Origin of the sequence: Methylopila sp. Yamaguchi, assembly GCF_002897035.1 — a bacterium.
In the GTDB taxonomy this organism is placed as follows: domain Bacteria; phylum Pseudomonadota; class Alphaproteobacteria; order Rhizobiales; family Methylopilaceae; genus Methylopila.
On sequence record NZ_BAUX01000013.1, the window covers coordinates 66,451 to 90,786 of the forward strand.

Consider the following 24,336-nt stretch of genomic DNA (forward strand, 5'->3'; position numbering starts at 1 on the left):
GAGTTTCGGCCCGCAGCTTGCCTCGCTTGTCGGCGCTCCAGGTCAGCACGATGTGGATTGTCTCGGTCGCCATAAGCCGGGATAGCAGCGCCGGAGACTCCTGTCTCGTGGGGGATGGCAGTAAGCCGATGATCTAGGCTCGATCGAGCAGACCGGAACTCGTCGCTTAAAGCGGACCGGCAATGTCAGGTTCGGCTCGGCAGCCGATGCCCGCAATCGGCGCAAAGCGGAGCAAGCACGGCGCACGACTGCGTGGTCCTTCAATCGGTGGCCATCTAACGCCACATCGCTCGCATCCGGGCCCGGACGTCGACGACCGGGCCGCTCGCCGGGCTGCGCGGCTGCGCAGTCCCCGCGAGCGGCCATGACGCGGCCTCGAACAAGCCGAGCATCGCCTTGGTGATAAACCGGGTGCGGGCCGCATAAACATGGCGGTCGCCGTGGGCGCGCTGCTGATGCACGAAGAACCGCTGCGGCAGCAGAAGCTGCAGGCTGTCCTTGGCGCGGGTCATCGCCACGTAGAGCAGCCGACGCTCCTCTTCGAGCTGCGCCTGCTCGCCCGCGCTCAGATCCGAGGGGATGCAGCCGTCGACCGCGTTGAGGACGAAGACCGACGTCCACTCCTGGCCCTTGGCCGAGTGGATGGTCGAGAGGATGAGACAGTCCTCGTCCAGCGACGGCGTGTCCGCCTCCGCGCTGGTGGCGTCGGGCGGATCGAGCGTCAGCTCGGTCAGGAACCGCTCGCGCGAGGGGTAGCCGGCGGCGATCTGCTCGAGCTGCAGGAGGTCCGCATGGCGCGCGGCGGCGTCCTCCTCATAGCGGCGTTCGAGATGGGGCTCGTACCAGCGGAGCGCGGCGCCGATGTCCGTCGGCCACACGGCTGCGCCGGCGAGTTCCGTCGTCATGTCGACGAAGGCCGTCCAGCCCTCGCACCCCCGCGGCGCCGGCGCCGCGACTAAGGTCTCGAGCGGCGCAGCGCTCGCCGCCAACGCATCCATCACGCGCGCGGCCGACGCCGGCCCGACGCCGGGCATGAGCTGAAGGATCCGAAATCCCGCCACGCGGTCGCGCGGGTTCTCCGCGAACCGCAGCAGCGCGAGAACGTCCTTCACATGCGCGGCGTCCAGAAACTTCAGGCCGCCGAATTTCTTAAACGGGATGTTGCGGCGGACGAGCTCCAGTTCGAGGGGCGCGCTGTGGTGCGACGCGCGGAACAGAACGGCCTGACGCTTGAGCGCCTCGCCTGCCTCGCGGTTCTCGAGCACCGCCTCGGCGATGTAGCGCGCCTGGTCGGTCTCGTCGCGGACGCTGACCAGCCGCGGCTTGGAACCGGACGTCCGCTCGGTCCAGAGGTTCTTCGTGAAGCGTTCGGCGGCGAGCTCGATGACGGCGTTCGCGGCGGCGAGGATCGGCTGCGTCGACCGGTAGTTCCGCGCCAGGGTCACGATCTCGGCGGGCGGCGAGAAACTTGCGGGAAAGTCTAGGATGTTGCGGACGGTCGCGGCGCGGAACGAGTAGATCGACTGGGCGTCGTCGCCGACCACCGTCAGGCCGCGCCCGTCCGGCTTCATCGCGCGCAGGATCGAGGCCTGCAGCCGGTTCGTGTCCTGGTACTCGTCGACCAGCACGTGGTCGAAGCGCTGGCCGAGGTCGGCCGCGATCGTCGGCTCCGACGCCATATGCGCCCAGTAGAGCAGCAGGTCGTCGTAATCGAGCACGTTCTGGCGCTGCTTCGCCTCGACGTAGCAGGCGAAAAGCTCGCCGAGTTCGGCGCTCCACCCTGCGCACCAGGGAAAGGCCTCGCCTAAAATGCGTTCCAGCAGCGTCTCGGCGTTCACGACGCGGGAGTAGATCGCAAGGCACGTGCCCTTGGCGGGGAAACGCTTCGCCGTCTTCGACAGCCCGAGATCATGCCGGGCGAGATTCATCAGGTCGGCCGAGTCCTCGCGGTCATGGATCGTGAACTTTGGATCGAGGCCGATGCTGTCGGCGTAGTCGCGCAGCAGCCGCGCTCCGACGCCATGGAAGGTGCCGGCCCACTGAAGCGCGCCGTCCACGAGGTCGCGGCGGTCGCCGAAGGCTTCGGCGGCGATGCGCTCGGCGCGACGGATCATCTCCGTCGCGGCCCTCCGCGAGAACGTCAGCAGCAGCACCCGACGGGGATCCGCGCCGTTGACGATCAGGTGCGCGACACGATGCGCGAGCGTGTCGGTTTTGCCGGATCCAGCGCCCGCAATGACCAGGAGAGGCCCCCGCGGCGCACCGGCGCCACCGGCCACGCCATGGTCGACCGCACGCAGCTGCTCAGGATTAAGCTTCGACAGATAGGCGGCGGACACCACGATTCATCACCTCGACCTCAGAGGACGAGTGAGCATGGATCACGTTTTGTTCGCAAGCTTCCGAACTTCCCGTCCCACTCGAGAGGCGATGAGGCTTGCGCGTTTCGGATTTCAACTCGCAACCCGTAGCAGGAACGCCCGTGGCGAGCGCGGCCGCCGGGGATGGCGCGGAGCGACCCGGGCAAAGCGCCGCGCGTCGGAGCAAGCCGTCGCGTCTACGGCCGTGATGGATGGCCTCGCAGAAAGCGGCGGAGCACCGGTTCGAAGGCGGACGTCGCCGGGGACATCGCTCGAACGTCGGAGGCCAGGAGATCGATCCGCCCTACGCTGAGCAGCGGGTCCGAGATCGCGACCGTGCACACGTGCTCGCCAGCGGGGGCGGACAGCGGCGCCAGGATCGCGACCGCGTCCGTGCGCGCCGCCAAGGCGACGCGAAGGCCGACCGAGTCGCTCTCCAGCAATACGGAGGGAATGCGCAGATTCGCCCGCCGGGAGGCTTCGTCGATCAGCAGCCGGGTGGGGGACCCCGGAGGCGGCAGGATGGCGGGCCAGTCCGCGAGCGCGGCGAGCGGCCGCGCGCCGTCGCCCGCCAGCGGATGGCCATGGCGAACGACCGCGACCAAAGGCTGATCGATCGAATCGCGGACAAGCACGCCTTCGGTGATCGGCGCGTTGTACGCGACGCCGAGTTCGGCCAGGCCCTCGGCCAACAGGCCGAGGACGTGCGGCGTGTTGCCAACCCGCACGTCGAAGCTGACGCCAGGATACGAGCGGGAGAAGGCGGTGATCGCCTGCGGGAGGATGGCGTCCGCCACGGGGCCGATGGCGGCGACGCGGACCCGGCCTCTGCGGAGGCCCTCGACAGCGGCGATCTCGGCGCGCGCAAGGTCGATATGGCCAAGGCTCGCCCGTGCGTGCCTCAGCACGATCTCGCCGGCGAGCGTAAGTGCGACCCCACGCGGTTTGCGCGTCAGGAGCGTGGCGCCAATCTCGCGTTCCAGCGCTAGGATTTGGCGGCTCAACACCGATTGCACCACGTGCAGATGCTCGGCCGCCGCGCGGAACGAGCCTGCTTCGGTGACCGCGATGAAGCTGCTCAGGGCCGACAGATTCACGATGCCGCCTCCAGCGATGCCAAAATCGCATCACAAAGGCCTGCGGCATGTCATTGCAAGCTTCTTGCGCGCGCCGTTTTGTTGGGCTCTCGCGTCTTGGAGCTCTGCGGTGTCCGTCGTTTTCCGTTCTCTCTCTCGTTGGTCGGCCTGATGCTTGTCGGAGTCGACGTCGGCGGCACCTTCACGGATCTCGTCGCTGCGGACGACGGCGCTCTGCGCTTCGTGAAAACCCCCTCCACCCCGGACGATCCCGCGCGCGGCGTGATGGACGCGCTGGAGCTGCTGGCGTGCGAGACCGGCCAGTCGCTTGAGGATCTGCTGCCCGAGGTCGACGTCTTCATCCACGGGACCACCGTTGCGACCAACGCCCTCGTGGAGCGGAAGGGGGCGAAGCTCGGGCTGATCACGACCAAGGGTTTCCGTGACCTAATCGAGCTGCGCGAGGGGGCGCGCCAGGAGCGCTACGCGCTGCGGACCGACGCGCCCGAGCCGCTGATCGAACGGCCGCTGCGCCTTGAAGTCCGGGAGCGCGTGGACGCCGCCGGGGCTGTCCGGGAGCCTCTGGACGAGGTCGGGCTCGACGCCGCGCTCGCCCAGCTTCGCGCGGCCGGCGCGGAGAGCGTCGTGGTCTGCCTACTTCACGCCCACCGACGGCCCGAGCACGAGCGCGCGGTCCGCGCGGCGATCGATCGCGCAGGCTGGACTCCCTTCATCTCCCTGAGCCACGAGGCGTTGGGACGCGAGGGCGAGTACGACCGCCTGTCGACCGCCGCCGTGAACGCCTACGTGGGCCCGAGCCTAAAGGCCTATCTCGAGCGCCTGTTCGGCGAGCTTTCGGCCCGAGGCGTGCGCACGCCGGTCTTCGTGATGCAATCGACGGGCGGCGTGCTGCCGATCGCCGACGCCGGACAGCGTGCGGTCGGCGCGGTCACCAGCGGGCCGGCGGGCGGAGCCATGGCGGCAGCGCTTTTCGCTCGTACGCTCGGCTTCTCCGACGTAGTGACCTACGACACCGGCGGCACCACCACGGACGTCGCCGTCATTCAGAACGGCGCGCCCGTCGAGCGCGTCCGCACCGACGTGGCGGACCTGCGGATCGCGGCGCCCGCGATCGCCATCGATCCGATCGGGATCGGCGGCGGCAGCATCGCCCGGATTGACGCCGGCGGGGTGCTGGCCGTGGGACCCGAAAGCGCGGGCGCGGCTCCCGGCCCGGCGTGCTTCCTCAAAGGCGGCGTTCGCGCGACCTTGACCGACGCCAATCTGGCGCTCGGGCTGATCTCGCCGGACACCTTTCTCGGCGGCAGGATGCCGCTGTCGGTCGATCTCGCCCGCGACGCCATCGCCCGCGACGTCGCGCAACCCCTCGGTCTTTCCGTCGAGGAGGCCGCCTGGGCCGTGCACGTTCTCGCGACGTCCGGCGTCACGGAAGGGGTGAGGCTCGCGACCGTGCGGCGGGGGCGCGATCCCCGGGACTTCGCGCTGCTGTCGTTCGGAGGCGCCGGCGGCCTCCACGCTCACGCGGCGGCGCGGGAGCTGCGCATCCCTACTGTCGTCGTGCCGCGTATGGCCTCGGTGCTGTCAGCGCTCGGCTTCCTCGCCGCCGACGTCCGCCAGGACCTTCAAGTCAGCGTCGACAAGCCCATCCGCGCGCTCGGACCGTCCGAGCTGCAGACCATCTTCGACGGGATGGAGCGGGAAGGCCGGGTCCGCCTGGCGCGAACCGGGCTTGGCTCCGCGGACGTAACCCTGCGCCGGACGGTCGACTGCCGCTACGATCGGCAGACGCACGCCATCCCCGTCGTGATCGGCGAGGCGGAGCCGGCTGCGCTCGAAGACGCATTCACGGCCGCCTATCGCTCGCTCTACGGGCACGCGCATGACACCGAGCCCGGCGTGGTCGACGTCTGCCGGCTGTCTCTCTTTGGCGCGCTGCCCAAGCTTACCCTGCCGCGCGCCGCCGTTCTGTCGTCGCCGGATCCATCGGCTGCAAAATCGGGCGAACGGGAGGTCTTCCTCGGCCGCTGGACCGTGGCCGGCGTCTACCGCTTCGACGACCTCGCCGCGGGGATGCAGGTCGCGGGCCCCGCGATAATCGAGTCCGCGTCGACGACGGTGCTCGTGCAGGAGGGCGGCGTGGCGTCCGTCGACGAAACCGGAAGCCTCCGGATCGGAGAGCTCGCGTCATGACCAAGGCGCATGCCGCACAAAGCCCTCTGACGCTCGCCGTCGTCCGTCACAAGCTGAAGGCGGTGACGGAGGAGATGGTCGAGACCATGACGCACACCTGTTTCTCGCCGATCCTCAACCAGAACCAGGACTTCTCCGCCGTCCTGCTCGACGCCGACTTCCTCTGCGTGGCGCAAGCGGAGCGGGTCCCGATCCACATGGGCGCGATGCCGCTCGCCGTCCGCCGAATGGCGGAGGCGTTCCGGGACGATGTCGCAGAGGGCGACGTGCTGATGGCGAACGATCCCTATTGGGGCGGCAGTCATCTGCCGGACGTCACGCTCGCCGCGCCCTTCATCCACGGGGGCGAGATCCGCTTCTGGGTCGCGCTTCGCGCCCATCAGGGCGACATCGGCGGCATGTCGGCCGGGGGCTACAGCGCCGGCGCGCGCGAGATCTGGCACGAGGGTCTCCGCATCCCGCCGATCAAGCTCGCCGCTAAGGGCGCGCTTCGGCCGGACGTGCTCCGCCTGGTGGCTGAGAACTCGCGCAAGCCGGAGGACCTGGCGGGCGACCTGACGGCGCAATGGGCCTCCGTCCGCATCGGCCTTGAGCGACTGACGGATCTCTTCGCCCGGTACGCCGCACGCGAGATCGACGGCGCCTCGGCGGCCATTCTCGACGCAGGCGAAGCGGTTACGCGGTCGATGCTGTCGACCTTCGCCCCAGGGGTCTACCGCGGCCTCAGCCATATGGAGTTCGCCTCCGCGCCCGATGGGCTGCTGCCGATCCCCGTCGCGGTGACGATCGAGAACGGCCGGGCCGTCGTCGACCTCACCGAATGCCCGGATCAGGTCGCCGCCTTCATCAACAGCCCCTACGCCAACACGCGGGCCGCCGTGATGGTGGCGTTCCTCTACTTCTGCGGCGACGAGCAAGGGCTCAACGACGGCAGCGCCCGAGCGATCGAGCTCCGCACCCGGGCCGGTAGCCTGCTGGACCCCGTCAGCCCCGCGCCCGTCGGCGCTTGCACGTCCTCGACGGCCTGCGCGGTGATCGAGGCCCTGCTCGACGCGCTTCAGAACGCCGACCCCTCGCGCGCGGTCGGCGGCTTCGCACGGCGCTTCCGCTTTGCGCTGGCGGGACGCGACCGTCAGGGGAGCGCGTTCATCTGGCACTACTTTCTGAACAAGGGCGGGGCCGGCGCAAGCGACGGCCGTGACGGCTGGGTCAACCTCGGCGGCCTTCACAATCCGGGCGGAACGCCCTCCCCAAGCGTCGAGCGCACCGAAGCGGCCTATCCGCTGTTCGTGGAGTCCTACGCGCTTGAAACCGACACCGGCGGCCCCGGGGCTGCGCGCGGCGGCCTCGGCGGCCGGTTGACCCTGCGCTACGAGGGCGCGGCCCCCGCCGTGATCAACGCCTCCGGCGAAGGCGTCGCCGTGCCGCCCTTCGGCGCGCAGGGCGGCTTTCCTGGTCCAGGCCACGCCTACACGGTGGACGGCGAGAGCGGCCAAAGGCCGATCGGCGTGCACGACAGCGGCGTTCCGATCGCGCCGGGCGAGCGCGTGACGTGCGTCTCGGCGGGGGGCGGGGGCTATGGCGATCCCACATTACGCTCCCCCGAAGCGGTGCTCCGCGACGTCAAGTTCGGATACGTCTCTCCCGAGGCGGCCTTCGCCGTCTACGGCGTGAGGGTCTGACGATGGCGCGACGGCCGGCCTCACGCCTCGCGCGGGTTCTGCTGGACCACATAGTTGATGTGGAAGTCCTCCCGGTAGAACGACTCGCCCCTCACCAAAGGTCGGCGATCCGCGCTCAGCAGCACGTAATCGCGGATCAACAGCGGGCTCCCGCGCTTCACGGCGAGTTGGCCCGCGACCGCGCCCTTGGCGATGCCCGCGCGGATGGCGCCCTCGACGCGCAGCACCGGCAGCCGCAGGTCCTCGTCCAGAATTCGGTGGATCGATTTGGTCCGGATCATCTCCTCCGACATGCGACGTCCAAGCTCCCCCGGGATGACGCGGCGCTCGAGGCTCATCCGCTCGCCGCCGACCAGGCGGAGGCGGTCCAGCCGATAGACCTCCTCGCCGTCGTCGAGATGCAACGCTTCGATCTCGATAGGACTGGGCCTGTCGCTCGCGAACCCCAGGACCTCGTAGTCGATCACGGCGCCCTTCGCCGCGAGTTGCTCCTCGAAAGAACGGACCCGGCTCAGGTCGATCGGGGCGCTGATCGGCGGACGGGCGACGAAGGTGCCGCTGCCTGCGCGGCGCACGATCGCCCCCTCATAGACAAGCTGCTGAAAGGCCTTGGCGACCGTCGCCCGCGTGGTCGAAAACTGCGATGCGAGCTCGGGCTCGGAGGGCGTGCGGTCGCCCTCCACCAATCGGCCCGCGGCGATCTCCGCCCTCAGGAAGCGCTGTATGCGGACATAAAGAGGCACGAAGTCCGGCTGCGACAAATCAGGTCCCCACGAATAAAGCTGCATAGTCAACTAGACATCTCAGACCTTCGGCTTATAGGATCGCGGCGCGTCGGGAAAGGTCCCGCAGCGCACCTCCGAGGCGGAGTGCCCATGATCCTAACCTCAGCGAACCCAGCGCGATGACGGACGTGGCCGCGCCCGCCCTGACGGCGAAGCCGATTCGGCGCAAGCAGGCCGGGCGCCGGTCCCACACGCTGCTCTATCTCGCCTCGCTCGTGGTGGGGCTGGCGCTCTGGCACATCGTCGCAAGCGGCTACTCCAGCTTCGTGCTGGCGTCTCCCCTCGGGGTGCTTGTTCGCCTAGGCGAACTGACGTGGAGCCTTGAGCTGCCCCGCGCGCCTGGCGGCGCGCTGCAGCACATGGCGCTCGGTTACGTCATCGCCTGCGCGATCGCGCTTCCGATCGGGATGCTGATGGGTCGCGTCCGGTTCATCAACGACCTGCTCGATCCGATCGTGAACCTCATCTATGCGGTGCCGAGCGTCGCTTGGGCGCCCTTCATCATGATCTGGTGCGGCCTCTACTTCGAAGCGCGGGTCGCGCTCGTCGTGATGATGTGCGCCTTCGATATGATCATCGTCGTGAGCGCGGGCGCGCAGAACGCCGAGAAGCGCCTGCTCGACGTCGGCCGATCCTTCGGAGCGAGCGGCTGGCAACGCTTCCGGCTCATCCTGCTGCCGGAAAGCCTTCCCTTCCTGTTCACCGCCTTGCGCATTGGGGCGGTGCGCGCGGTGAACGCGATGATCACCGCCGAACTGTTCCTCGCAGCCGTCAATCTCGGTTCGATCATGAAGCAGTCCGCGGTGCGGCTCGACAGCGCCGCCGTGCTGGGCGTGCTCGCCGTGCTCTGCCTCCTGGGCCTCGCGCTGCAGGAACTGCTCCTGCTGATCGAGCGCCGGATCTGCGTGTGGCGTCCGGGGAGGACGTCATGAGGGTCCCTCGTCTGGCCGTGAACGCGCTTGGCGTCGGGCTTGCGCTCGCCGGCTGGCAGATCGCCGGAAGCGGACTGGGCGACGCGCTCGTCGCGACGCCGGTGCAGGTGGCGGCGGCGCTGGTCGACACGATCCGCGACGGGTCGCTCTGGCCGGCGCTGTGGTCGATGGGCTGGCAGATGATGGTCGGCTACCTCGCCGCGATGGCGGTGGGGGTTCCGCTCGGCGTCGCCATGGGCCGGTCCGACGTGGTGTTAAGCGTCGTGAAGCCCTGGGCGCAGATGTTCATCGTCGTGTCGGCCGCGGCCATCGTCCCGCTCTTCATCATCCTGATGGGCCGGGGCGTGCTGTTCTGCACGTCGATCGTGTTCGTCGCGACCGTCTGGTACGTGGTGGCGACGATGACGGAGGCCGCGCGCGGGGTCTCCCCGAAGCTGCTCAACGTCGCCCGCTCCTTCGCCGCCAGCGATTTTCAGCGCTTCCGCTACGTCATCCTTCCGGCGCTGCATCCCTTCGTGCTGATCGCCGCCCGCATCGGTCTGGTGCACGCCCTGCGGGCGATGATCACCGCGGAGATGTTCATCAGCGCGGGCTTCGGCGGCCTGCTGAACAACGCCGGCCTCGACCTTTCGACCGCGCCGCTGTTCGGCCTGATCGTGATCCTCATGGCGCTCAGCGTAGGGGCCACGAGCCTGCTGCGTTGGGCCGCCCACCGCTCGGCGCCCTGGTACGCAAGCCGGACCAACGCCTGACCACCCACGGAACGCAGGGGAACTGACGATGTTCGAGAGCATGAACCGCCGTGATCTCCTGAAGGTCGGCGCCGGCGGGCTGAGCGTCCTGGCGCTGGGCGGAGGCGTCGGCGGGGCCTTCGCCGCCGACGCGCGCACGCTGAAGATCAACACGCTGGCCTCCGCCGCGGCCGTCAACGTGCCGATGCAGTCGGCGCTGCGGTCCGGCCTCGGAAAGATCTCCGGCTTCACGGCCGCCGAGGTGCGCCCCACCGCCAAGATCCCGCAGATCGCGCAGGAGGTGATCGCAGGCTCCGCCGATCTCGGCGACGCCGATGTCGCCTCCACGCTCGCCGCCGCCGAAGCGGGCGCAGACCTCAAGATCATCGGCCTCTCTTACAGCAACACGTCGCAAGTCATCGTCGTCAACGCCGACAAGACGAAAAGCTTGCAAGAGGTCGCCAAAGCCGGCGGCACCATCGCCGTCAACAGCATCGGCGACTTCATGTACGTGATGCTGATCGGCGTGCTCCAGAAGCGGAAGATCGATCCGAAGAGCGTCAACTTCATCGAGATGGGTTCGTCCGGCGACCGCGCCCGCGCGCTGCTCGCCGGACGCGTCGACGCCGTGCCGATGCATGTGGAGCAAGCCGCCCAGCTTGCGCAGAAGGGCAACTTCCAAATCCTCGTTCGCCCCTGGCAGGAGTACGACAACTGGTTCAGCGCCGTGGTCATGACGACCGGCGCCTGGCTCAAGGACGACGCGAACAAGGCCGCCGCCGTCGCGGTGCTGAAGTCGATCCTGACCTCGTTCCGCCAGACCGACGACGACTACGCCTGGTACAAAAGCCAAGTCGCCGAATACGCCTCCTCCAAGGAGTTGAAGGGTGCGGACGACGCCTTCCTCAAGCCGGTCTGGAGCACGCTCACGACCGAGATCAAGGCTTTCCCCAAGACGATGGACGAGCTGAACGCCGACCAGTTCGCCAAGGTGATCCCCGCCTACAAGGAGGCGGGCGCGCTCAAGGGCACGGTCGATCTCGGCAAGCTGATCGACCGCGCCTACCTCGAGCAGGCGCTCAAAGAGCTCGGCTGAGATGGCGCGTCTTTCGGTCTCCAACGTTTCAAAGTCGTTTGGGGACGTTCCCGTCCTGATCGATCAGTCGCTCGAGGTGGCGGACGGCGAGTTCGTCGCTCTCCTCGGCCCCTCGGGCTGCGGGAAGTCGACCTTGCTGCAGATCATCAACGGCCTGACGTCGGTCGACTCCGGTCGGGTGGTGCTCGACGGTCAGGACGTCACCGGCAAGTCGGGGTCCGGCCGCGGCATGGTCTTCCAGGGGGCGGATTTGTTCCCCTGGCGCAGCGCCATCGAGAACGTCGCCTTCGGCCTCGAGGTCATGGGAGTCGGCAAGGCGGAGCGCCTTTCCCGCGCGCGGGAGTACCTTCATCTCGTGGGCCTCAAAGGCTTCGAGGACGCCTGGCCGCATCAGCTCTCCGGAGGCATGCAGCAGCGCGTCGGCATCGCGCGGGCCTTCTGCGTCCGCCCGAAGCTGCTGCTCATGGACGAGCCCTTCGGCGCGCTCGACGTCCAGACCCGCGACATCCTTCAGGACGAGTTGGTCCGGATCTGGGAGGCGGAACGCAAGATGGTGCTGTTCGTCACCCACGGCATCGAGGAGGCGCTTTACCTCGCGGACCGCATCCTCGTCTTCAGCAAGCGCCCCGCTCGTGTGCTGAAGGAGATCGTGGTGCCGTTCGATCGGCCGCGCCGCGAGACCATGAAGCTCGCGCCGGAGTTCCTAGAGCTCCGGCGCGAGATTTCCGAACTGCTCCGCCACGACATCACGGCCTGACCCCATGACTTCGACCGCCGCCCCTTCGCTGGGCTGGGAGATCGCGAGCACGCTCGCCGCTCTCCGCTACGACGATCTGCCCGACGATGTGGTCGGCGCGATCAAGCTGTTTACGCTCGACACCCTGGGCGTGATCGGGGGCGCGGCGCGCGCGCCGGGCATGTCCGAACTGCTGGCCGCGCTGACCGAATGGGAGACCTCAGGCAAGGCGACCCTGCTCCTTGACGGGAGGACCGCGAACCCGGCAACGGCCGCGCTCGCGAACGGCGCGGCCGCGCACAGCCTCGACTTCGACGACCAGCACGACCAGGCGCGCATCCATGCCTTCTGCGTGGTGCTTCCGACCGTGCTCGCCGCGATCGAGGCGAAGCGCAACGTCTCAGGGCGGGAGGCGCTGACCGCGCTGACCGTCGGGGTCGAGTTGTTCTGCCGGCTGGGGCTCGCCTGCTACAACTCGCTGGGCAAGGGCTGGCATCCGACGACGGCGCTGGGCTCGATCTCGGCGGCGGCCGCCGCCGCCAAGATCTTCGAGCTCGACGCCGAGAAAACGCTCCACGCGCTCGCCCTCGCGTTCGTGCAGCTGAGCGGCACCACCCAATTCATCGCGGACGGCGCGCTCGCCAAGCGTGTCGGCCCGGGCTTCGCCGCGCGCTCGGGTCTGCTCGCCGCGCAGATGGCGAAGCACGGCGTCACCGGCCCCTACCGGTTCCTCGAAGGCGAAGCCGGCCTGTTCGAGCTCTATGAGCGAGGGGAGGTCCGCCCGGAAGCGCTGACGGAGGGCCTCGGGACGAGCTGGCGCATCCGCGAGCTGAGCATGAAGCCCTATCCATGCTGCCGCTGCACCCACACCGTCATCCAGCTCGCGCTCGACCTTCGTGCGCAAGGGATCAAGCCTGAGGACATCGCGCATGGCGTGATCGAACTCGGCAAGGTCAATCGCCAGATCGTTGGCGCGCGGTTCGACCGCACGCACCGAAATCCCGTCGTCCACGCTCAGTTCAACGCGGCCTACGCCTTCGCCGCGGCTCTGGTGGACGGCAGGGTCGACATCGCGACCTTCACGCCGGACCGCATCCGCGCGGACGACGTGGCTTTCGCGGCGCTGTTCGAGAGTGCTGACGCTTCGGACATGGAGCCGACCGCGGTGCCGCCCGCCCGCGTTCGGCTGCGTCTGAAAAGCGGCCGCGCGGTCGAGGTCGCGCGCTGGACGATGAAGGGCGCTCCGGACGATCCGATGAGCCTCGAGGAGACGATCGCCAAGTTCCGCTCCTGCATGCGCTGGGGCATGAGCGCCGGCGACGCCGACATGAGCGCGTTGGAGCGGGCCGTCATGTCGCTGGACGCCCAGCCCGACGCCGCGGTTCTCATTAGCCTGTTCCGCGGATGCCAGCAGGAGCGCCGGGCGGCATGAGCGAAGCGCCCGCTCTGATCGGCGTGGACGTCGGGGCTCTCGACACGCCGTCGCTGGTCGTCGACCTCGACGTCATGGAGGCGAACCTTGCGCGGATCGCCGCCAGCTGCGCAAAGGGCGGCGTCGCGTGGAGGCCCCACTGCAAGACGCACAAGTCGCCGGAGATCGCAAAGCTCCAGATCGCCGCCGGCGCGGTCGGCGTCACCTGCGCCAAGCTCGCCGAGGCCGAGGTCATGGCGGACGCGGGGATCGCGGACATCCTGGTCGCGAACCAGATCGTCGGCCCGATCAAGATCGAACGGCTGATGGCGCTGAGGGCCCAGGCCCACATCACGGTCGCGGTCGACGGGACCGAAAACGCCGAGGCGCTGTCGGAGGCCGCCGCGCGACGCGGGCTGACGCTCGACGTGGTCATTGAGGTCGACACCGGCGCCCGGCGCGCGGGAGTGCCGCCTGGACTCCCCGTTCTCGAGCTCGCCCGCCGGGTCGCAGCGCTGCCAGGGCTCCGCCTCGCCGGGGTGATGACCTGGGAAGCTCACACGACCAAGATCTCCGACCCCAAGGAGAAGCGCGCCGCGATCGAAGACGCGATCGGAGCGCTGGTGGCCAGCGCCGACCTTTGCCGCGAGAACGGGATCGCGATCGGGATCGTCAGCTGCGGCGGCACCGGCACGTTCGCGACCGCCGCCGCGATCGCCGGCGTCACGGAGATCCAGGCCGGGGGAGGCGTGTTCGGCGACGTGCGCTACCGCACGATCTACAACGTGCCGCTCGCCTACGGCCTTACCGTGCACGCCACCGTGACCAGCCGTCCGACCCCGCGCCGCATCGTCTGCGACGCCGGCAAGAAAGCGATGAGCGTCGATTCCGGGGTTCCGCTCCCGCTCGACCTTCCGCCGGTCGCGTCGGTCTCCTTCTCCGCCGAGCACGGCAAGATCGAACTTCAGTCCGACCAAGCCTCTCCGCGCGTCGGCGACCGCATCCGCTTCGTCGTCGGCTACGCCGACACCACCGTCCATCTGCACGACGCGATCTTCGCGGCGCGCGGCGGGCGCGTGGAACGCATCTGGCCGATCGCGCCCGCCGCCAAGCTGCGGTGACCCGCGGCGCCAATGTCCCCGAACGTCACGATCGCGAGTTCTGACATGTCCGCATCCTATCGCCTTGGCGTCGACATCGGCGGCACGTTCACCGACGTCGTGCTGATGAGCGCCGACGGGGTGATCTACAGCAAGAAGGTTTTGTCGACGCCGCAGGACTACAGCCAGGGCATCGAGTCCGGCGTTTCGGCCCTGCTCGCGGAGCTCGGGATCGACGCGTCGGAGATCGGCGAATTCGTGCACGCGACGACGGTCGCGACCAACACGATCATCGAGCGCAAGGGCGCCAGGTCGGGTCTGCTGACGACGAAGGGCTTCCGTGACGTGTTGGAGATTGCGCGGTTCCGCACGCCGCGGCTCTACGACATTCACTACAAGAAGCAGGACGCTCTGGTGGAGCGCCGCCTACGGCTCGAGGCCGACGAGCGGATCTGCGCGGACGGCTCGGTGGCGCGCCGGCTCGACGAGGCCGACCTTGAGGCGGCGGCCGCCGTATTCGAGGCCGAAGGCGTCGAGGCGGTCTCGGTCGCCTTCATCAACTCCTACGTTAACGGCGACCACGAGCGTCGCGCGGCGGCCTTCCTCTCTCGCCGTCTGCCGAGGGTCCCCGTAACGGCCTCCGTCGATCTCCTGCCGCAGCTCGGCGAGTACGAGCGGACCAGCACGACGGTGGTGAACTCCTACATCCGCCCGGTCGTCGAGCGCTACGTCTCGTCGCTGAAGGCCCGGCTCGACCGCCTCGGGATCAAGGCGCCGATGATGATCATGCAGTCGAGCGGCGGGGTCGCCCCCGGCGACGCCGTCGCCCGCCAGCCGATCGACATCATCGAGAGCGGCCCGGCCGCGGGCGTGCTCGGCGGCCAACGGCTCGGCGAGAAGATCGGCGTGGGCGACATGCTGGTGTTCGACATGGGGGGGACCACCGCCAAGGCCACCGTGATCGAGAACCACGCCTATGCGATCTGTCCGGAGACCGAGGTCGGGGGAGGGGCGGCGCTCGGCGCCCGCATGGTCAAGGGAGCCGGCTATCCTGTGCAGTCGCCGACGATCGACATCGCCGAAGTCGGGGCCGGCGGCGGCAGCATCGCGGCGACCGACGCCGCCGGCGGGCTCACCGTCGGCCCGCGGAGCGCCGGCGCCGAGCCCGGCCCCGTCGCCTACGGCCGCGGCGGGACCCAGCCGACCGTGACCGACGCGAACATCGTGCTCGGCTATCTCAATCCCGGCGCGCTGGTCAGCGGCGAACTGGCGCTGGACGTCGAGGCCGCGACCTCCGCGATCGCCGCACTCGGCGAGAAGGTCGGCCTCTCCGCGACGGACACGGCCTACGGCATCCACGCCATCGCCGACGCCACCATGCTCCGGGCGCTGCGCGGCGTGTCCTCGGAAAAGGGCCGCGACCCGTCGCAGTACGCGATGCTGGCGATCGGCGGTAACGGCTCGGTGCACGCCTGCTCGCTGGCGGAGGCGGCCGGCATGACGCGGATCGTGGCGCCCCCCGTCGCCGGCCTGTTCTCGGCCCTCGGCATGCTGTTCGCCGACGTCGAGCACCAGCTGGTCACGGCCTTCTACCGACGTCTCGACGAGGTCGACGCGGCGGCCCTTGGGGAGGCCGCCGCGCCGTTGATCGACCGCGGTCTCGAAATGCTGCGGGGCGAGGGCTTCCCAACGTCGGAGAGCCAGTCCGTCACCTTGTTCGCAGACCTGCGCTACGTGGGTCAGACGTCCCCCCTGACGCTGCGGATTTCCGAGGGAGACCAGGGGCTTGCGGCGCTGCGCGCGGCCTTCCACGCCGAGCATCAGGCCGTGTTCGGCTACGCCTCGCCGGGGGAGGCCGTCCAGTTCGTGGCGTTGAAGCTCGTCTGTCGCGGCGTGTCGCCGACGCCGCGCATGCCCGACAGCGCCCGGCGCGGCGCAGAGAGGGCGGTCGCTCGCCATGTCCGGCGCGCCTTCTTCGGCGAGGCGGGATGGATCGACACGCCCGTCGGGCCGCGGTCCGACCTCACGGAGACCCCGGTCGCAGGCCCGATGATCGTCGAGGAATATGACACCACCATCGTGGTTCGCCCGGGATGGTCCGCGGCGTGCGACGCCTGGAACAACGTCGTCCTCACGCGCGACGCGGCCTGAAGGAGCTTAGCCGGATGATCACGATCGACCCCGTTCGCCGCGAGCTTCTGAAGAACGCGTTGGTCACCACGGCCGACAACGCGCTGGTCATGGTGATGCGCACGGCCCGCACCTCCAACGTAAAGAACAGCATGGACTTCTCCGCCGCCGTCTGCGACGGCCGCGGGCGGCTGGTGGCGCAGGGCGTCGCCGTGCCGGTCCATCTCGGCGTGGTGATGCCGGCGCTGGAGGCCTGCCTCGCGCATTTCGGCGACGACGTTCGCGAAGGCGACGTGCTGGCGAGCAACGACCCCTATTCGGGCTGCAGCCATCTGAACGACATCTTCACCTTCAAGCCGGTGTTCGTCGACGGCCAGCGGGTGGCCTTCGTCAGCCTGATCCTGCACCACAGCGATCTCGGCGGCCGCGTGCCCGGCGGCAACGCCGCCGACAGCATGGAGATCTTCGAGGAGGGGCTTCGGATCCCCCCGCTGAAGATCGTCGAGGGCGGCGCGATCAACCAGACGCTCATGCGCATCATCGAGTTCAATACGCGCGTGCCGGACCGGGTGATGGGGGATGTGCGGGCGCAGCTCGCGGCGCTCGACCAGTCGGCCGCGGAGGTCGAGAAGCTCGCCCGCTCCTGGCGTCCCGACGTCCTCGCCGCCTATCTCGACGACCTCATCGACTACGCCGAGAAGCTGACCCGGTCCGAGCTGGCGCAGCTGCCGGACGGGGTGGTCGAATTCGAGGAATGGAACGACGACGACGGCGTGGGCAACGGCCCCATCCGAATCCATCTCAAGCTCACCAAGTCCGGCGACACGATCGAGGCGGACTTTTCCGGCACGGACGACGACCTCGGCGGCGCCGTGCACTGCAACCGCGCCTTCACCGTCTCCTGCGCCTACGCCGCCATCCGCACGGTGCTCAGCGCCGGGATCCCGAACAACGCCGGGCTCTACCGCCCCATCACCGTCAAGACCAGGCCGGGCACGTTCGTCGACGTGTCGTTCCCCGCAGCGGTCGGTTCGCGCGGTCAGGTCGGCTTCAGGCTCCGCTCGATCGTGCTCGGAGCGCTCGCGACGCTGCTTCCGGGCAGGCTTCCCGCCTGCGCCGGCGGATCGGAATTCGCGATCGCCGCCTCGGGCCGGGGGAGCGACGGCCGCCGTTTCCTGCACCTCGAGTTCCACAACAACACGGGGCTGGGCGCCAACCCGGACTCGGACGGCCAGGACGCCGGCCCCTATTGCATCGGCAACCTCGCGAACGTGCCGGTGGAGTTGATCGAGGCGGAGACCCCGATCGTGGTCGACGAATACGGATTCCTGCCCGACACCGGCGGCCCTGGCCGCTTCCGCGGCGCCCTAGGGCTCGTGCGGCAGTATCGCTTCCTCACCGACGACGTTCAGGTCCAAGTGCGCGCCGACCGCTTCAAGTCCAGGCCGTGGGGCCTCTTCGGCGGCGGGCCGGGCTCAAGCGCTTCCAACACCTTGAACCCCGGAACCGAGCGCCAGGCGGCCCTGCCTTCAAAGTTCACCCGCCGCTTCAACGCCGGCGACGTGCTGCGCGTGGAGATGGCGGGAGCAGGGGGATACGGAGCGCCCAGCGAACGCGATCCGGAGGCCGTGCGGCTTGATCTTCTGCGAGGCAAGATCAGCCCCGCTCACGCCCGCGAGGTCTATGGACGCGAAGACTGAGCAAGAGACGCGGGCGGGGCCCGGCGAGCGTCGTGGCGGCTGAGCAGACGCGGGCCGCTCGCGCCGGGCTCTTGCCGATCTCGGCCGCTAACGCTTTGTTGGCGCCGGCCTTGGCAGATTGCCGGGCGAACTGATCCACGCGGCGGATATCGGAAGTCATGGCGGACACGGCGACGGGGATCGCGTACCTCAAAAGCGTGAACGACGTCTTCTACGACCAGATCAAGGTCGCCGACCAGAAGGCGACCTACATCCTGTCTCTGATCATCCTTCTGCTGGTCTGGTCGCCGGAGTTCCGGCAGGCGTTTCTTCCCCCGCCGTCGTTGGCCGCCGAACCCGCGCGCGCCGTCTCCGTGCTCGTCGTCGCCGCCCTGGTCGTCGCGCTCATCAGCGCGCTGGCGGTCGTGCTGCCGCGTCGACGGCGCGGCGGGACGGCCCTGTTCTGGGGGGCGTGGCCGGCCGCCCGCTCCGCGGCGCTGGACGTCGCCGCCGCCGCGGACGCCGACGGCGCCACGCTGCTCGCGACCTACGCCGACAACGCGGAGAATCTCGCCGCCATCTGCCGGTCGAAGTATCGGCTCGTCACGGTCGCGATCCTGTCGCTGATCGTCGCGATCGCGCTCCACGTCGTCTCCCTCGCGCTGCGGTGAGGGCGCGTAGCGCGGCCGACATGCAACCCAGTCGACGCCCACCGCGGGATTGGGTAAAGAGCTCGTGGGGACGAGGGGGGCGGTCCGGCCGCCGCGACGATGCGTTCAAGGCTTTTTCGGCCGGCGGCGGCGACCGCTTTCGCGGTGTGCATCAGCGCAGCGGGCGACGCCTGGGCCCAGGAGCCGATCGCGCGGCCGCTCCCTGTGGCCGGAGAGGTGATCGCGGCCAAGGGCGGCGAAGAGCTGCAGTTCAAGTCCGAGGCGGACTGGCGGTCCGTCGTCATCCGGCAGAATGTCATCGGCGGCGACGCCCTCCGGACCCACGCGTTGGGCAATCTTGCGCTGCTGTTTGCGGACCGCACGCAGATCCGGGTCGGCCGAAATTCCACGCTGATCGTGAAGGACGTCGCGCGCGGGCCCAAGGGGGAGACGCAGCTTGCTCTGCCGGAGGGCAGCATTTTCGCCCGCGCCGCTCGGGGCGGGTCGGGCGTCATCGTGGATACGCCCGCCGCGGCGGCGGCCATCCGCGGAACCGACTGGTCGCTCACCGTCCAGGGCGCGAAGACCTCGCTCGTCGTTCTCGAGGGCGTGGTGACGCTGAGCAATCCCCAAGGCTCGGTGACCGTGGGTCAGGGGGAGGCCGCCGAAGCGTTGATCGGACAGACGCCGCGCAAGATCACGCTGGTGAACTTCAAGGGACGCGAGCAGATCCTGCTCTACCGCGAGCTGCGGGACTCCTTCTTCGAACTCTCGCCGTCGGATCAGAACCGGACGGGCGAGCGCGCCGCCCGGGCGCGGGCTTTGGCTGCGCCGGACGTGCGGCGCAGCGCGGCGGACTGGCTCACGCTCGCCGAGACGGGTCTCTACTTCGACGGTCTTGCCGCCGCCCGCCGCGCGCTCGAGCGCGCCGCCGCCATGCCGCTGACGAAACGAGAGGCGGCGCGGGCGGAGCTCGTGCGCGGCTTCATCGCTGCGCGGAACCAGAAATGGCGCGAGGCCGCGGCCGCTTTCCGCCGCGCGCAGCCCGGTCTCGACGCCGGGCGACGCGACACCGGGGCCTATGCGCTGTGGATCGCCGAGACGCTGGCCGACCCGGCCAAGGCTCCCAAGCCGCGACCTGCCGGAGGCGGCCGAGGGACGGCGAAGCAAGCGCTGGGCGAGGCGAGCGTCCAGAGCTTCGTCGAGAACGCCAAGGCCGGAATCGCCGTGCTGGACGACGCCCAGAGGCGCTATCCGGACGACGTCATGATCACAGCGGGCAAGGCCGCCCTGCTGCTCCTCGACAGCGACGATGCTGCGGCCCAGGTCGAGATCGACCGCGCGCTGGCGATCGATCCGGAGGATCCGTTTGCGCTGACGGTGAGCGCGAGGCGTCGCTGGACGGTGACCGGGGATCTCGACGGCGCGCTCGCCGAGCTGACGCGCGCCAGCGAGATCGCGCCGGGCGCCGCCTTCGTCTGGAACGAGCTCGCTCTGGTGCAGGCCGAACGGGACGCGATCCGCGAGGCCGAGGCGGCGCATTTGCAGGCCATCGCGCTCGATCCGGAAAGCCCGCTCGCACATTCGAACTACGCCAACTTCCTGATCGATGAAAACCAGCTGGAACGGGCCGACCAAGCGCTGCGCAAGAGCGAGGCGATCGACCCGTCCGGCTATCTGTCGCTCGTCACGCGCGGCCGGCTGCTGGTCCGTCAGGGTCGGTTGGACGAGGGCACTGAGAAGCTGCTCGCCGCGGCGGCGGTGAACCCGACCTACGCCAGCGGCCAGCTCGAGCTTGCGATGGCCATGTACCGCGCCGGCGATCTCGACCAGGCGCAGCAGGCGCTCGACAACGCCGAGCGGTTCGACGGCGACCTTGCGGTTGCGCCATTGATCCGCTCGGCTATCGCGGTCGACGAGTTTCGCGCCGATGACGCGCTTGCCGAGGCGCGCGAAGCGACCCGCAGACGGGTGGCCAAAGGGGGCGCCTACGCGGAGATCACCTCCAGCCGCCAGGATGGCTCCACGATCGGCAACGCCCTGCGCTTTCTCGAGCTGGACGCTTGGGCGCGGTACTACGGCGACCGGTTCTTCGATCCCTTCTCCTCGACTGGCTACTTCGACCAGGCGATCACGGACCGCACGACCTATTTCACGCAGACCGCGTCCACCGTCGCGCCCGACGAGGCCAGCGGAGCCGCGACCACCGCGTTCTCCTCGCTTATCCAGGGACTTCTGCTGGATCCGCTCGCAGTCTCCGGGCGGCAGCGCCGCACGGACTTCGTCCACGCGCCGTTCGTCGAAGCGACGGTCGGAGGTGGCGTCTCCTCGGAGAAGGGCCATCGCGGCTGGATTGCCGACGCGACCCTCCAGGGCAAGGTGATGGAGCCGACGCCGTTCGGCTATTTCCTCAACGCCAGCGTGCTCCGCCCCGGCAACCGCTTCGACGACGCCGACAGCAAGCTGGAGTCCGGCGTCGCGCTCGTGGGCGTCCAGCCCACGGTCTATGACGACGTGGTGCTGTTTGGAAACTACGGACGGCAGAAGCAGGGTCTCAGGCTCCCCGACCTGCTGTCGCCGCTCGGGGACCTGTCGTCCGCGCGCGCCGGAAATGTTGGGGCGGCGTGGAGCCACGTGTTCGGCGAACGCAACGTGGTTCAGGCCATGGCGGTCGGCTCGCTCAGCGAACAGACGTCGAAAGCGGATTTCCTCGGGCTGGTCGATCAGCGCGATCGGGTCGAGCAGCGGAATTTCGTCGGCGCCGTCAGCCATCTCGTCGGCTTGGGCGACATCGACCTGCGGTACGGCGTGGAGGGGGTCGTCACCCGGATCGACGGGCGCCTGGCGCAGACGGCGCTTCCTGCAGGCCTGACGACCGTGGTTCGCACTAAGGCGACAGGCGAAGCGGGCAGGCTCTACGCGGACGCGCTTTGGGACGTCGGCGGTGGTTTGCAGATCGAAGCGGGGCTGTTCGCGACGACGGCGGCGTTCGACACGCCGCGGGGCGACGCCAGCAGCGACCGGCTCGATCCGCGCGTCGGCGCAGCCCTGGAGCTTCTGCCGGGGCAATGGCTTCGGTCCGCCTACCGCACGGACACCTCGTTCAACACGCCCTTCACGCTGTCCCCTATCGCGACGGTCGGCCTGACGCCGAACCAGGCGCCGCTCACCTTCGGCGGCCGCGTCGAGACCATCGCGGCGCGCTGGGACGCGGAATGGTCTTCGCGGCTGTTCACGTCGGTGGAGTACCAGTCGCAAAATCTGCGCGGGGTGACGATCGGCGTGCCGGAGTCTCTGCTGGAGCTGTCGGCCCCGAAAGCGGAGATCGACCGTCTGTCGATCGCCGCAAACGCTTGGCTCGGCCATAGCGTCGGCGTCTTCGCGAGCTACGCCCGCACATGGTCGGAGACGCGCGACGACATCGTGCTGACCGACGCCTTCGACATCGTCCGCGCGATCCTGCCCGCCGGCAGCCGCGTTCCCTTCACGCCGAAGGACGCCGCGCGGTTCGGCCTGACGTTCGTCCATCCTTCCATGGTGAAGTTCACCGTGGCCGAGAACTACGTGGGCGATCTTGTCGACGAGATCGGCGCGGACATCGACTCGTTCTTCACGACCGACCTGTCGCTCAGCTGGGAAGGCCTCGACAAGCGCCTGCTGATCGATCTTCAGGCGCTCAATATTTTCGACAAGCGGTTCGATCTGGCCGCGGGGGTGCTCGGCCAGGGACGCACCTTCAACGCCACCGCGCGACTTCGTTTCTGATGGCCGTGAGCGGCGCCCGCTCGGAGCCGCGACGACGGCTGGCCGCCCGGGCGGCGGTCGCGGCCGCAGTGGTGCTCACGCTGGCGCTGATCGTCGCTGGGCCGTTCGGGTGGCGGCTCGACGCGCCGGCTTACGATCTGCTGTCGACGATCGCTCCGCCAGCGCCGGCGGACGATATCGTGGTGGTCGCGATCGACGAGCCCTCGTTCGCCGAACTCGGTCGACAGTGGCCCTGGCCTCGTGGCTTGCATGGCCAACTGATCACCGCGCTGAGGGCCGCAGGGGCGCGCGTGGTCGGGCTCGACATCGTGTTCGCCGAAGCCTCGTCGGCGGAGGGAGACCAGGCGCTCGCCGACGCGCTGGGGCCGGACGTCGTGCTCGGCGCGGATCTGACGGTGATCGAGACGCCGCACGCGACGCAGACGATCCGCGTCGATCCCCTGCCGGCGTTCCTTGCCCGCGGAGCGACGACGGGCCTCGTCGCCGTCACGCTCGACCGCGACGGCGTGCTGCGTCGCGTCAGGTCTGTCGAGGACTCCTTCGCTGGGGCCGTCGCCGCCGCATCGGGCGCCTCCTCGGGCCCGTCGCCGGAGCGCGCGCTAATGCGGTTTCGTGGGGGACCCCGGACCTACCGGACGATCTCCTACTATCAGGCGCTCGACCCGGGAACGTTCCTGCCGCCCGAGGCGCTGCGAGGCGCGGTCGTGGTGGTCGGACTGAGCACCCAGACCGCGGCGGACGCCAGCGCCGGCGGAACCGACGCGTTCGCCACCCCCTACACGTCGCGGACAGGCCGGCTCACCTCGGGCGTCGAGATCCAGGCCACGCTGGTGGACGCGCTTCGCTCGCGAGATTTGGTCACGCCCGCGCCCTGGTGGGCGGAGTTTTTGGCGCTGGCCGTCGCGGGCGCCGCGGGCCTCGGTCTGGCGGGCGGCGGCCGCGTCTCCTGGCGCTCCGTCGCGGGGGCGGCGGCGCTTGTCGCAGGCATGATCGCCGCGTGCTGGCTCGCGCTTCAGCACGCAGGGTTCTGGCTCCCTCCTGCGGCGCCTTCGCTCGCCGTGCTGCTGGTGGTGGGCGCGGAGGCCGCTCTTGACTACGGCCGCGAGCGGCGGGCCCGGCGGGAGATTGCGCGCGCCTTCGAGCAGTATCTCGCGCCCGAGGTCGTCAAGCGTCTCGTCCGTGACCCAACCGCGTTGAAGCTCGGCGGCGACAGGCGGACGCTGTCGATCCTGTTCTGCGACGTCCGCGGCTTCACGGAGCTTGCCGAGCGCATGAAGGGGGACCCCGAACGGCTGACCCTGCTGATCAACAGGCTGCTCGGCCCCTTGTCCGAGGCGGTGCTCGCCGAAGGCGGCACAATCGACAAATACATCGGCGATTGCGTCATGGCGTTTTGGAACGCGCCGCTCGACGCGCCGGACCACGCGGAACGCGCCGTCGCCGCCGGCTTGCGCATGCTCGACGCCGTCGAGCGCCTGAACGCGGAGCTCAACGCCGAGGCCGGCCCCGGCGTCGCGCCGCTCGAATTTGCGGTCGGCGTTGGCGTCAACACCGGCGACTGCGTCGTCGGCAACCTCGGCTCCGACAGGCGCTTCGATTACACTGCGGTCGGCGACGCCGTGAACCTCGCGTCGCGTCTCGAAGGCGCGTCCAAGCTTTATGGCGTCCGCATGCTGGTCGCGGACGACACGGCGGCGCACCTTTCCACGCCGCTGATCGAACTGGACCGTATCGCGGTCAAGGGGCGCCGGGACGGCGCGCCGATCCACACGGCGCTGCCGGGCGCCGAGGTATGGGAAGAGCAGGCGGCGTTCCTTGAGGCCTACAGGGCAAGACGCTGGGACGACGCCGAGCAGGCGTTGGCGGCGGTCCGCGCGGCGGAGCCTCGGCTCGCGCTCTACGCCGGCGTCATGGCGGCGCGGATCGCCGGCTACCGCGCCGCGCCCCCGCCGGACGACTGGAACGGCGTCTTCGCAGCAACCGTGAAGTAGC

The 24,336-nt window shown here is 69.5% G+C and carries 16 protein-coding genes; 13 read left to right on the plus strand and 3 right to left on the minus strand.

Features of this window, described 5'->3' with window-relative positions:
- Positions 1-275 precede the first annotated feature (275 nt).
- Entirely contained in the window at positions 276-2,339 is a 2,064-nt protein-coding gene (locus tag METY_RS15335) for an ATP-dependent helicase (protein WP_103122297.1), read from the minus strand.
- 218 nt (positions 2,340-2,557) lie between these two features.
- Positions 2,558-3,457 (minus strand): LysR family transcriptional regulator, encoded by a 900-nt coding sequence (locus METY_RS20910; protein WP_146035736.1) that lies wholly within the window; start codon positions 3,455-3,457, stop codon positions 2,558-2,560.
- Between the two features lie 150 nt (positions 3,458-3,607).
- On the opposite strand from METY_RS20910, the gene METY_RS15350 reads away from it, so the two are divergent.
- The gene (locus METY_RS15350) at positions 3,608-5,647 is read left to right on the plus strand and encodes a hydantoinase/oxoprolinase family protein (RefSeq protein ID WP_160147364.1); all 2,040 of its coding nucleotides are present in this window, start codon (positions 3,608-3,610) and stop codon (positions 5,645-5,647) included.
- On the plus strand, positions 5,644-7,329 hold the full coding sequence (locus METY_RS15355) for a hydantoinase B/oxoprolinase family protein (protein ID WP_103122263.1): 1,686 nt from the start codon (positions 5,644-5,646) through the stop codon (positions 7,327-7,329). Before METY_RS15350 ends, METY_RS15355 begins: the two co-directional genes overlap by 4 nt.
- Positions 7,330-7,349: 20 nt before the next feature.
- Here the strand turns inward: METY_RS15355 and METY_RS15360 are convergent, their stop codons facing one another.
- Positions 7,350-8,072 (minus strand): GntR family transcriptional regulator, encoded by a 723-nt coding sequence (locus METY_RS15360; RefSeq protein ID WP_160147365.1) that lies wholly within the window; start codon positions 8,070-8,072, stop codon positions 7,350-7,352.
- Between the two features lie 161 nt (positions 8,073-8,233).
- Here METY_RS15360 and METY_RS15365 point away from each other — a divergent pair, with 161 nt between their 5' ends.
- The 11 genes from METY_RS15365 (at position 8,234) to METY_RS15415 (ending at position 24,335) form a co-directional block, all read left to right on the plus strand.
- Positions 8,234-9,046 carry an ABC transporter permease gene (locus METY_RS15365; protein WP_103122265.1) on the plus strand — a complete coding sequence of 271 codons (813 nt, stop codon included), beginning with the start codon at positions 8,234-8,236 and terminating at the stop codon, positions 9,044-9,046.
- Positions 9,043-9,798: an ABC transporter permease gene (locus METY_RS15370; protein ID WP_103122266.1), complete on the plus strand. Its 756-nt coding sequence runs from the start codon at positions 9,043-9,045 to the stop codon at positions 9,796-9,798. Before METY_RS15365 ends, METY_RS15370 begins: the two co-directional genes overlap by 4 nt.
- 28 nt (positions 9,799-9,826) lie before the next feature.
- A complete protein-coding gene (locus METY_RS15375; RefSeq protein ID WP_103122267.1) occupies positions 9,827-10,873 on the plus strand; it encodes an ABC transporter substrate-binding protein in 1,047 nt (348 codons plus the stop codon).
- A gap of 1 nt (position 10,874) precedes the next feature.
- Entirely contained in the window at positions 10,875-11,630 is a 756-nt protein-coding gene (locus METY_RS15380) for an ABC transporter ATP-binding protein (protein ID WP_103122268.1), read from the plus strand.
- Positions 11,631-11,634: 4 nt separating this feature from the next.
- Positions 11,635-13,041: an MmgE/PrpD family protein gene (locus METY_RS15385; protein ID WP_103122269.1), complete on the plus strand. Its 1,407-nt coding sequence runs from the start codon at positions 11,635-11,637 to the stop codon at positions 13,039-13,041.
- The gene (locus tag METY_RS15390; protein WP_160147366.1) at positions 13,038-14,141 is read left to right on the plus strand and encodes a DSD1 family PLP-dependent enzyme; all 1,104 of its coding nucleotides are present in this window, start codon (positions 13,038-13,040) and stop codon (positions 14,139-14,141) included. The genes METY_RS15385 and METY_RS15390 overlap by 4 nt, the downstream gene beginning before the upstream one ends.
- 45 nt (positions 14,142-14,186) lie before the next feature.
- The gene (locus METY_RS15395) at positions 14,187-16,271 is read left to right on the plus strand and encodes a hydantoinase/oxoprolinase family protein (protein ID WP_160147367.1); all 2,085 of its coding nucleotides are present in this window, start codon (positions 14,187-14,189) and stop codon (positions 16,269-16,271) included.
- A gap of 14 nt (positions 16,272-16,285) precedes the next feature.
- Entirely contained in the window at positions 16,286-17,950 is a 1,665-nt protein-coding gene (locus tag METY_RS15400) for a hydantoinase B/oxoprolinase family protein (protein ID WP_160147368.1), read from the plus strand.
- Between the two features lie 158 nt (positions 17,951-18,108).
- Positions 18,109-18,600, plus strand: coding sequence for a Pycsar system effector family protein (locus tag METY_RS15405; protein WP_103122273.1), 492 nt, complete (start codon positions 18,109-18,111; stop codon positions 18,598-18,600).
- 99 nt (positions 18,601-18,699) lie between these two features.
- A complete protein-coding gene (locus METY_RS15410) occupies positions 18,700-22,344 on the plus strand; it encodes a FecR domain-containing protein (RefSeq protein WP_103122274.1) in 3,645 nt (1,214 codons plus the stop codon).
- Positions 22,344-24,335, plus strand: a complete 1,992-nt coding sequence (locus tag METY_RS15415) for a CHASE2 domain-containing protein (protein ID WP_103122275.1) — start codon at positions 22,344-22,346, stop codon at positions 24,333-24,335. Before METY_RS15410 ends, METY_RS15415 begins: the two co-directional genes overlap by 1 nt.
- Position 24,336 lies beyond the last annotated feature (1 nt).

Excerpts from the sequence above, each read along its gene's own strand:
- METY_RS15370 (WP_103122266.1), top strand. The coding sequence starts at position 9,043 with ATGAGGGTCCCTCGTCTGGCCGTGAACGCGCTTGGCGTCGGGCTTGCG.
- METY_RS15395 (WP_160147367.1), top strand. The coding sequence starts at position 14,187 with ATGTCCGCATCCTATCGCCTTGGCGTCGACATCGGCGGCACGTTCACC.
- METY_RS15390 (WP_160147366.1), top strand. The coding sequence starts at position 13,038 with ATGAGCGAAGCGCCCGCTCTGATCGGCGTGGACGTCGGGGCTCTCGAC.
- METY_RS15375 (WP_103122267.1), top strand. The coding sequence starts at position 9,827 with ATGTTCGAGAGCATGAACCGCCGTGATCTCCTGAAGGTCGGCGCCGGC.
- METY_RS15350 (WP_160147364.1), top strand. The coding sequence starts at position 3,608 with ATGCTTGTCGGAGTCGACGTCGGCGGCACCTTCACGGATCTCGTCGCT.
- METY_RS15365 (WP_103122265.1), top strand. The coding sequence starts at position 8,234 with ATGACGGACGTGGCCGCGCCCGCCCTGACGGCGAAGCCGATTCGGCGC.
- METY_RS15380 (WP_103122268.1), top strand. The coding sequence starts at position 10,875 with ATGGCGCGTCTTTCGGTCTCCAACGTTTCAAAGTCGTTTGGGGACGTT.
- METY_RS15400 (WP_160147368.1), top strand. The coding sequence starts at position 16,286 with ATGATCACGATCGACCCCGTTCGCCGCGAGCTTCTGAAGAACGCGTTG.
- METY_RS15415 (WP_103122275.1), top strand. The coding sequence starts at position 22,344 with ATGGCCGTGAGCGGCGCCCGCTCGGAGCCGCGACGACGGCTGGCCGCC.
- METY_RS15405 (WP_103122273.1), top strand. The coding sequence starts at position 18,109 with ATGGCGGACACGGCGACGGGGATCGCGTACCTCAAAAGCGTGAACGAC.
- METY_RS15355 (WP_103122263.1), top strand. The coding sequence starts at position 5,644 with ATGACCAAGGCGCATGCCGCACAAAGCCCTCTGACGCTCGCCGTCGTC.
- METY_RS15385 (WP_103122269.1), top strand. The coding sequence starts at position 11,635 with ATGACTTCGACCGCCGCCCCTTCGCTGGGCTGGGAGATCGCGAGCACG.
- METY_RS15410 (WP_103122274.1), top strand. The coding sequence starts at position 18,700 with ATGCGTTCAAGGCTTTTTCGGCCGGCGGCGGCGACCGCTTTCGCGGTG.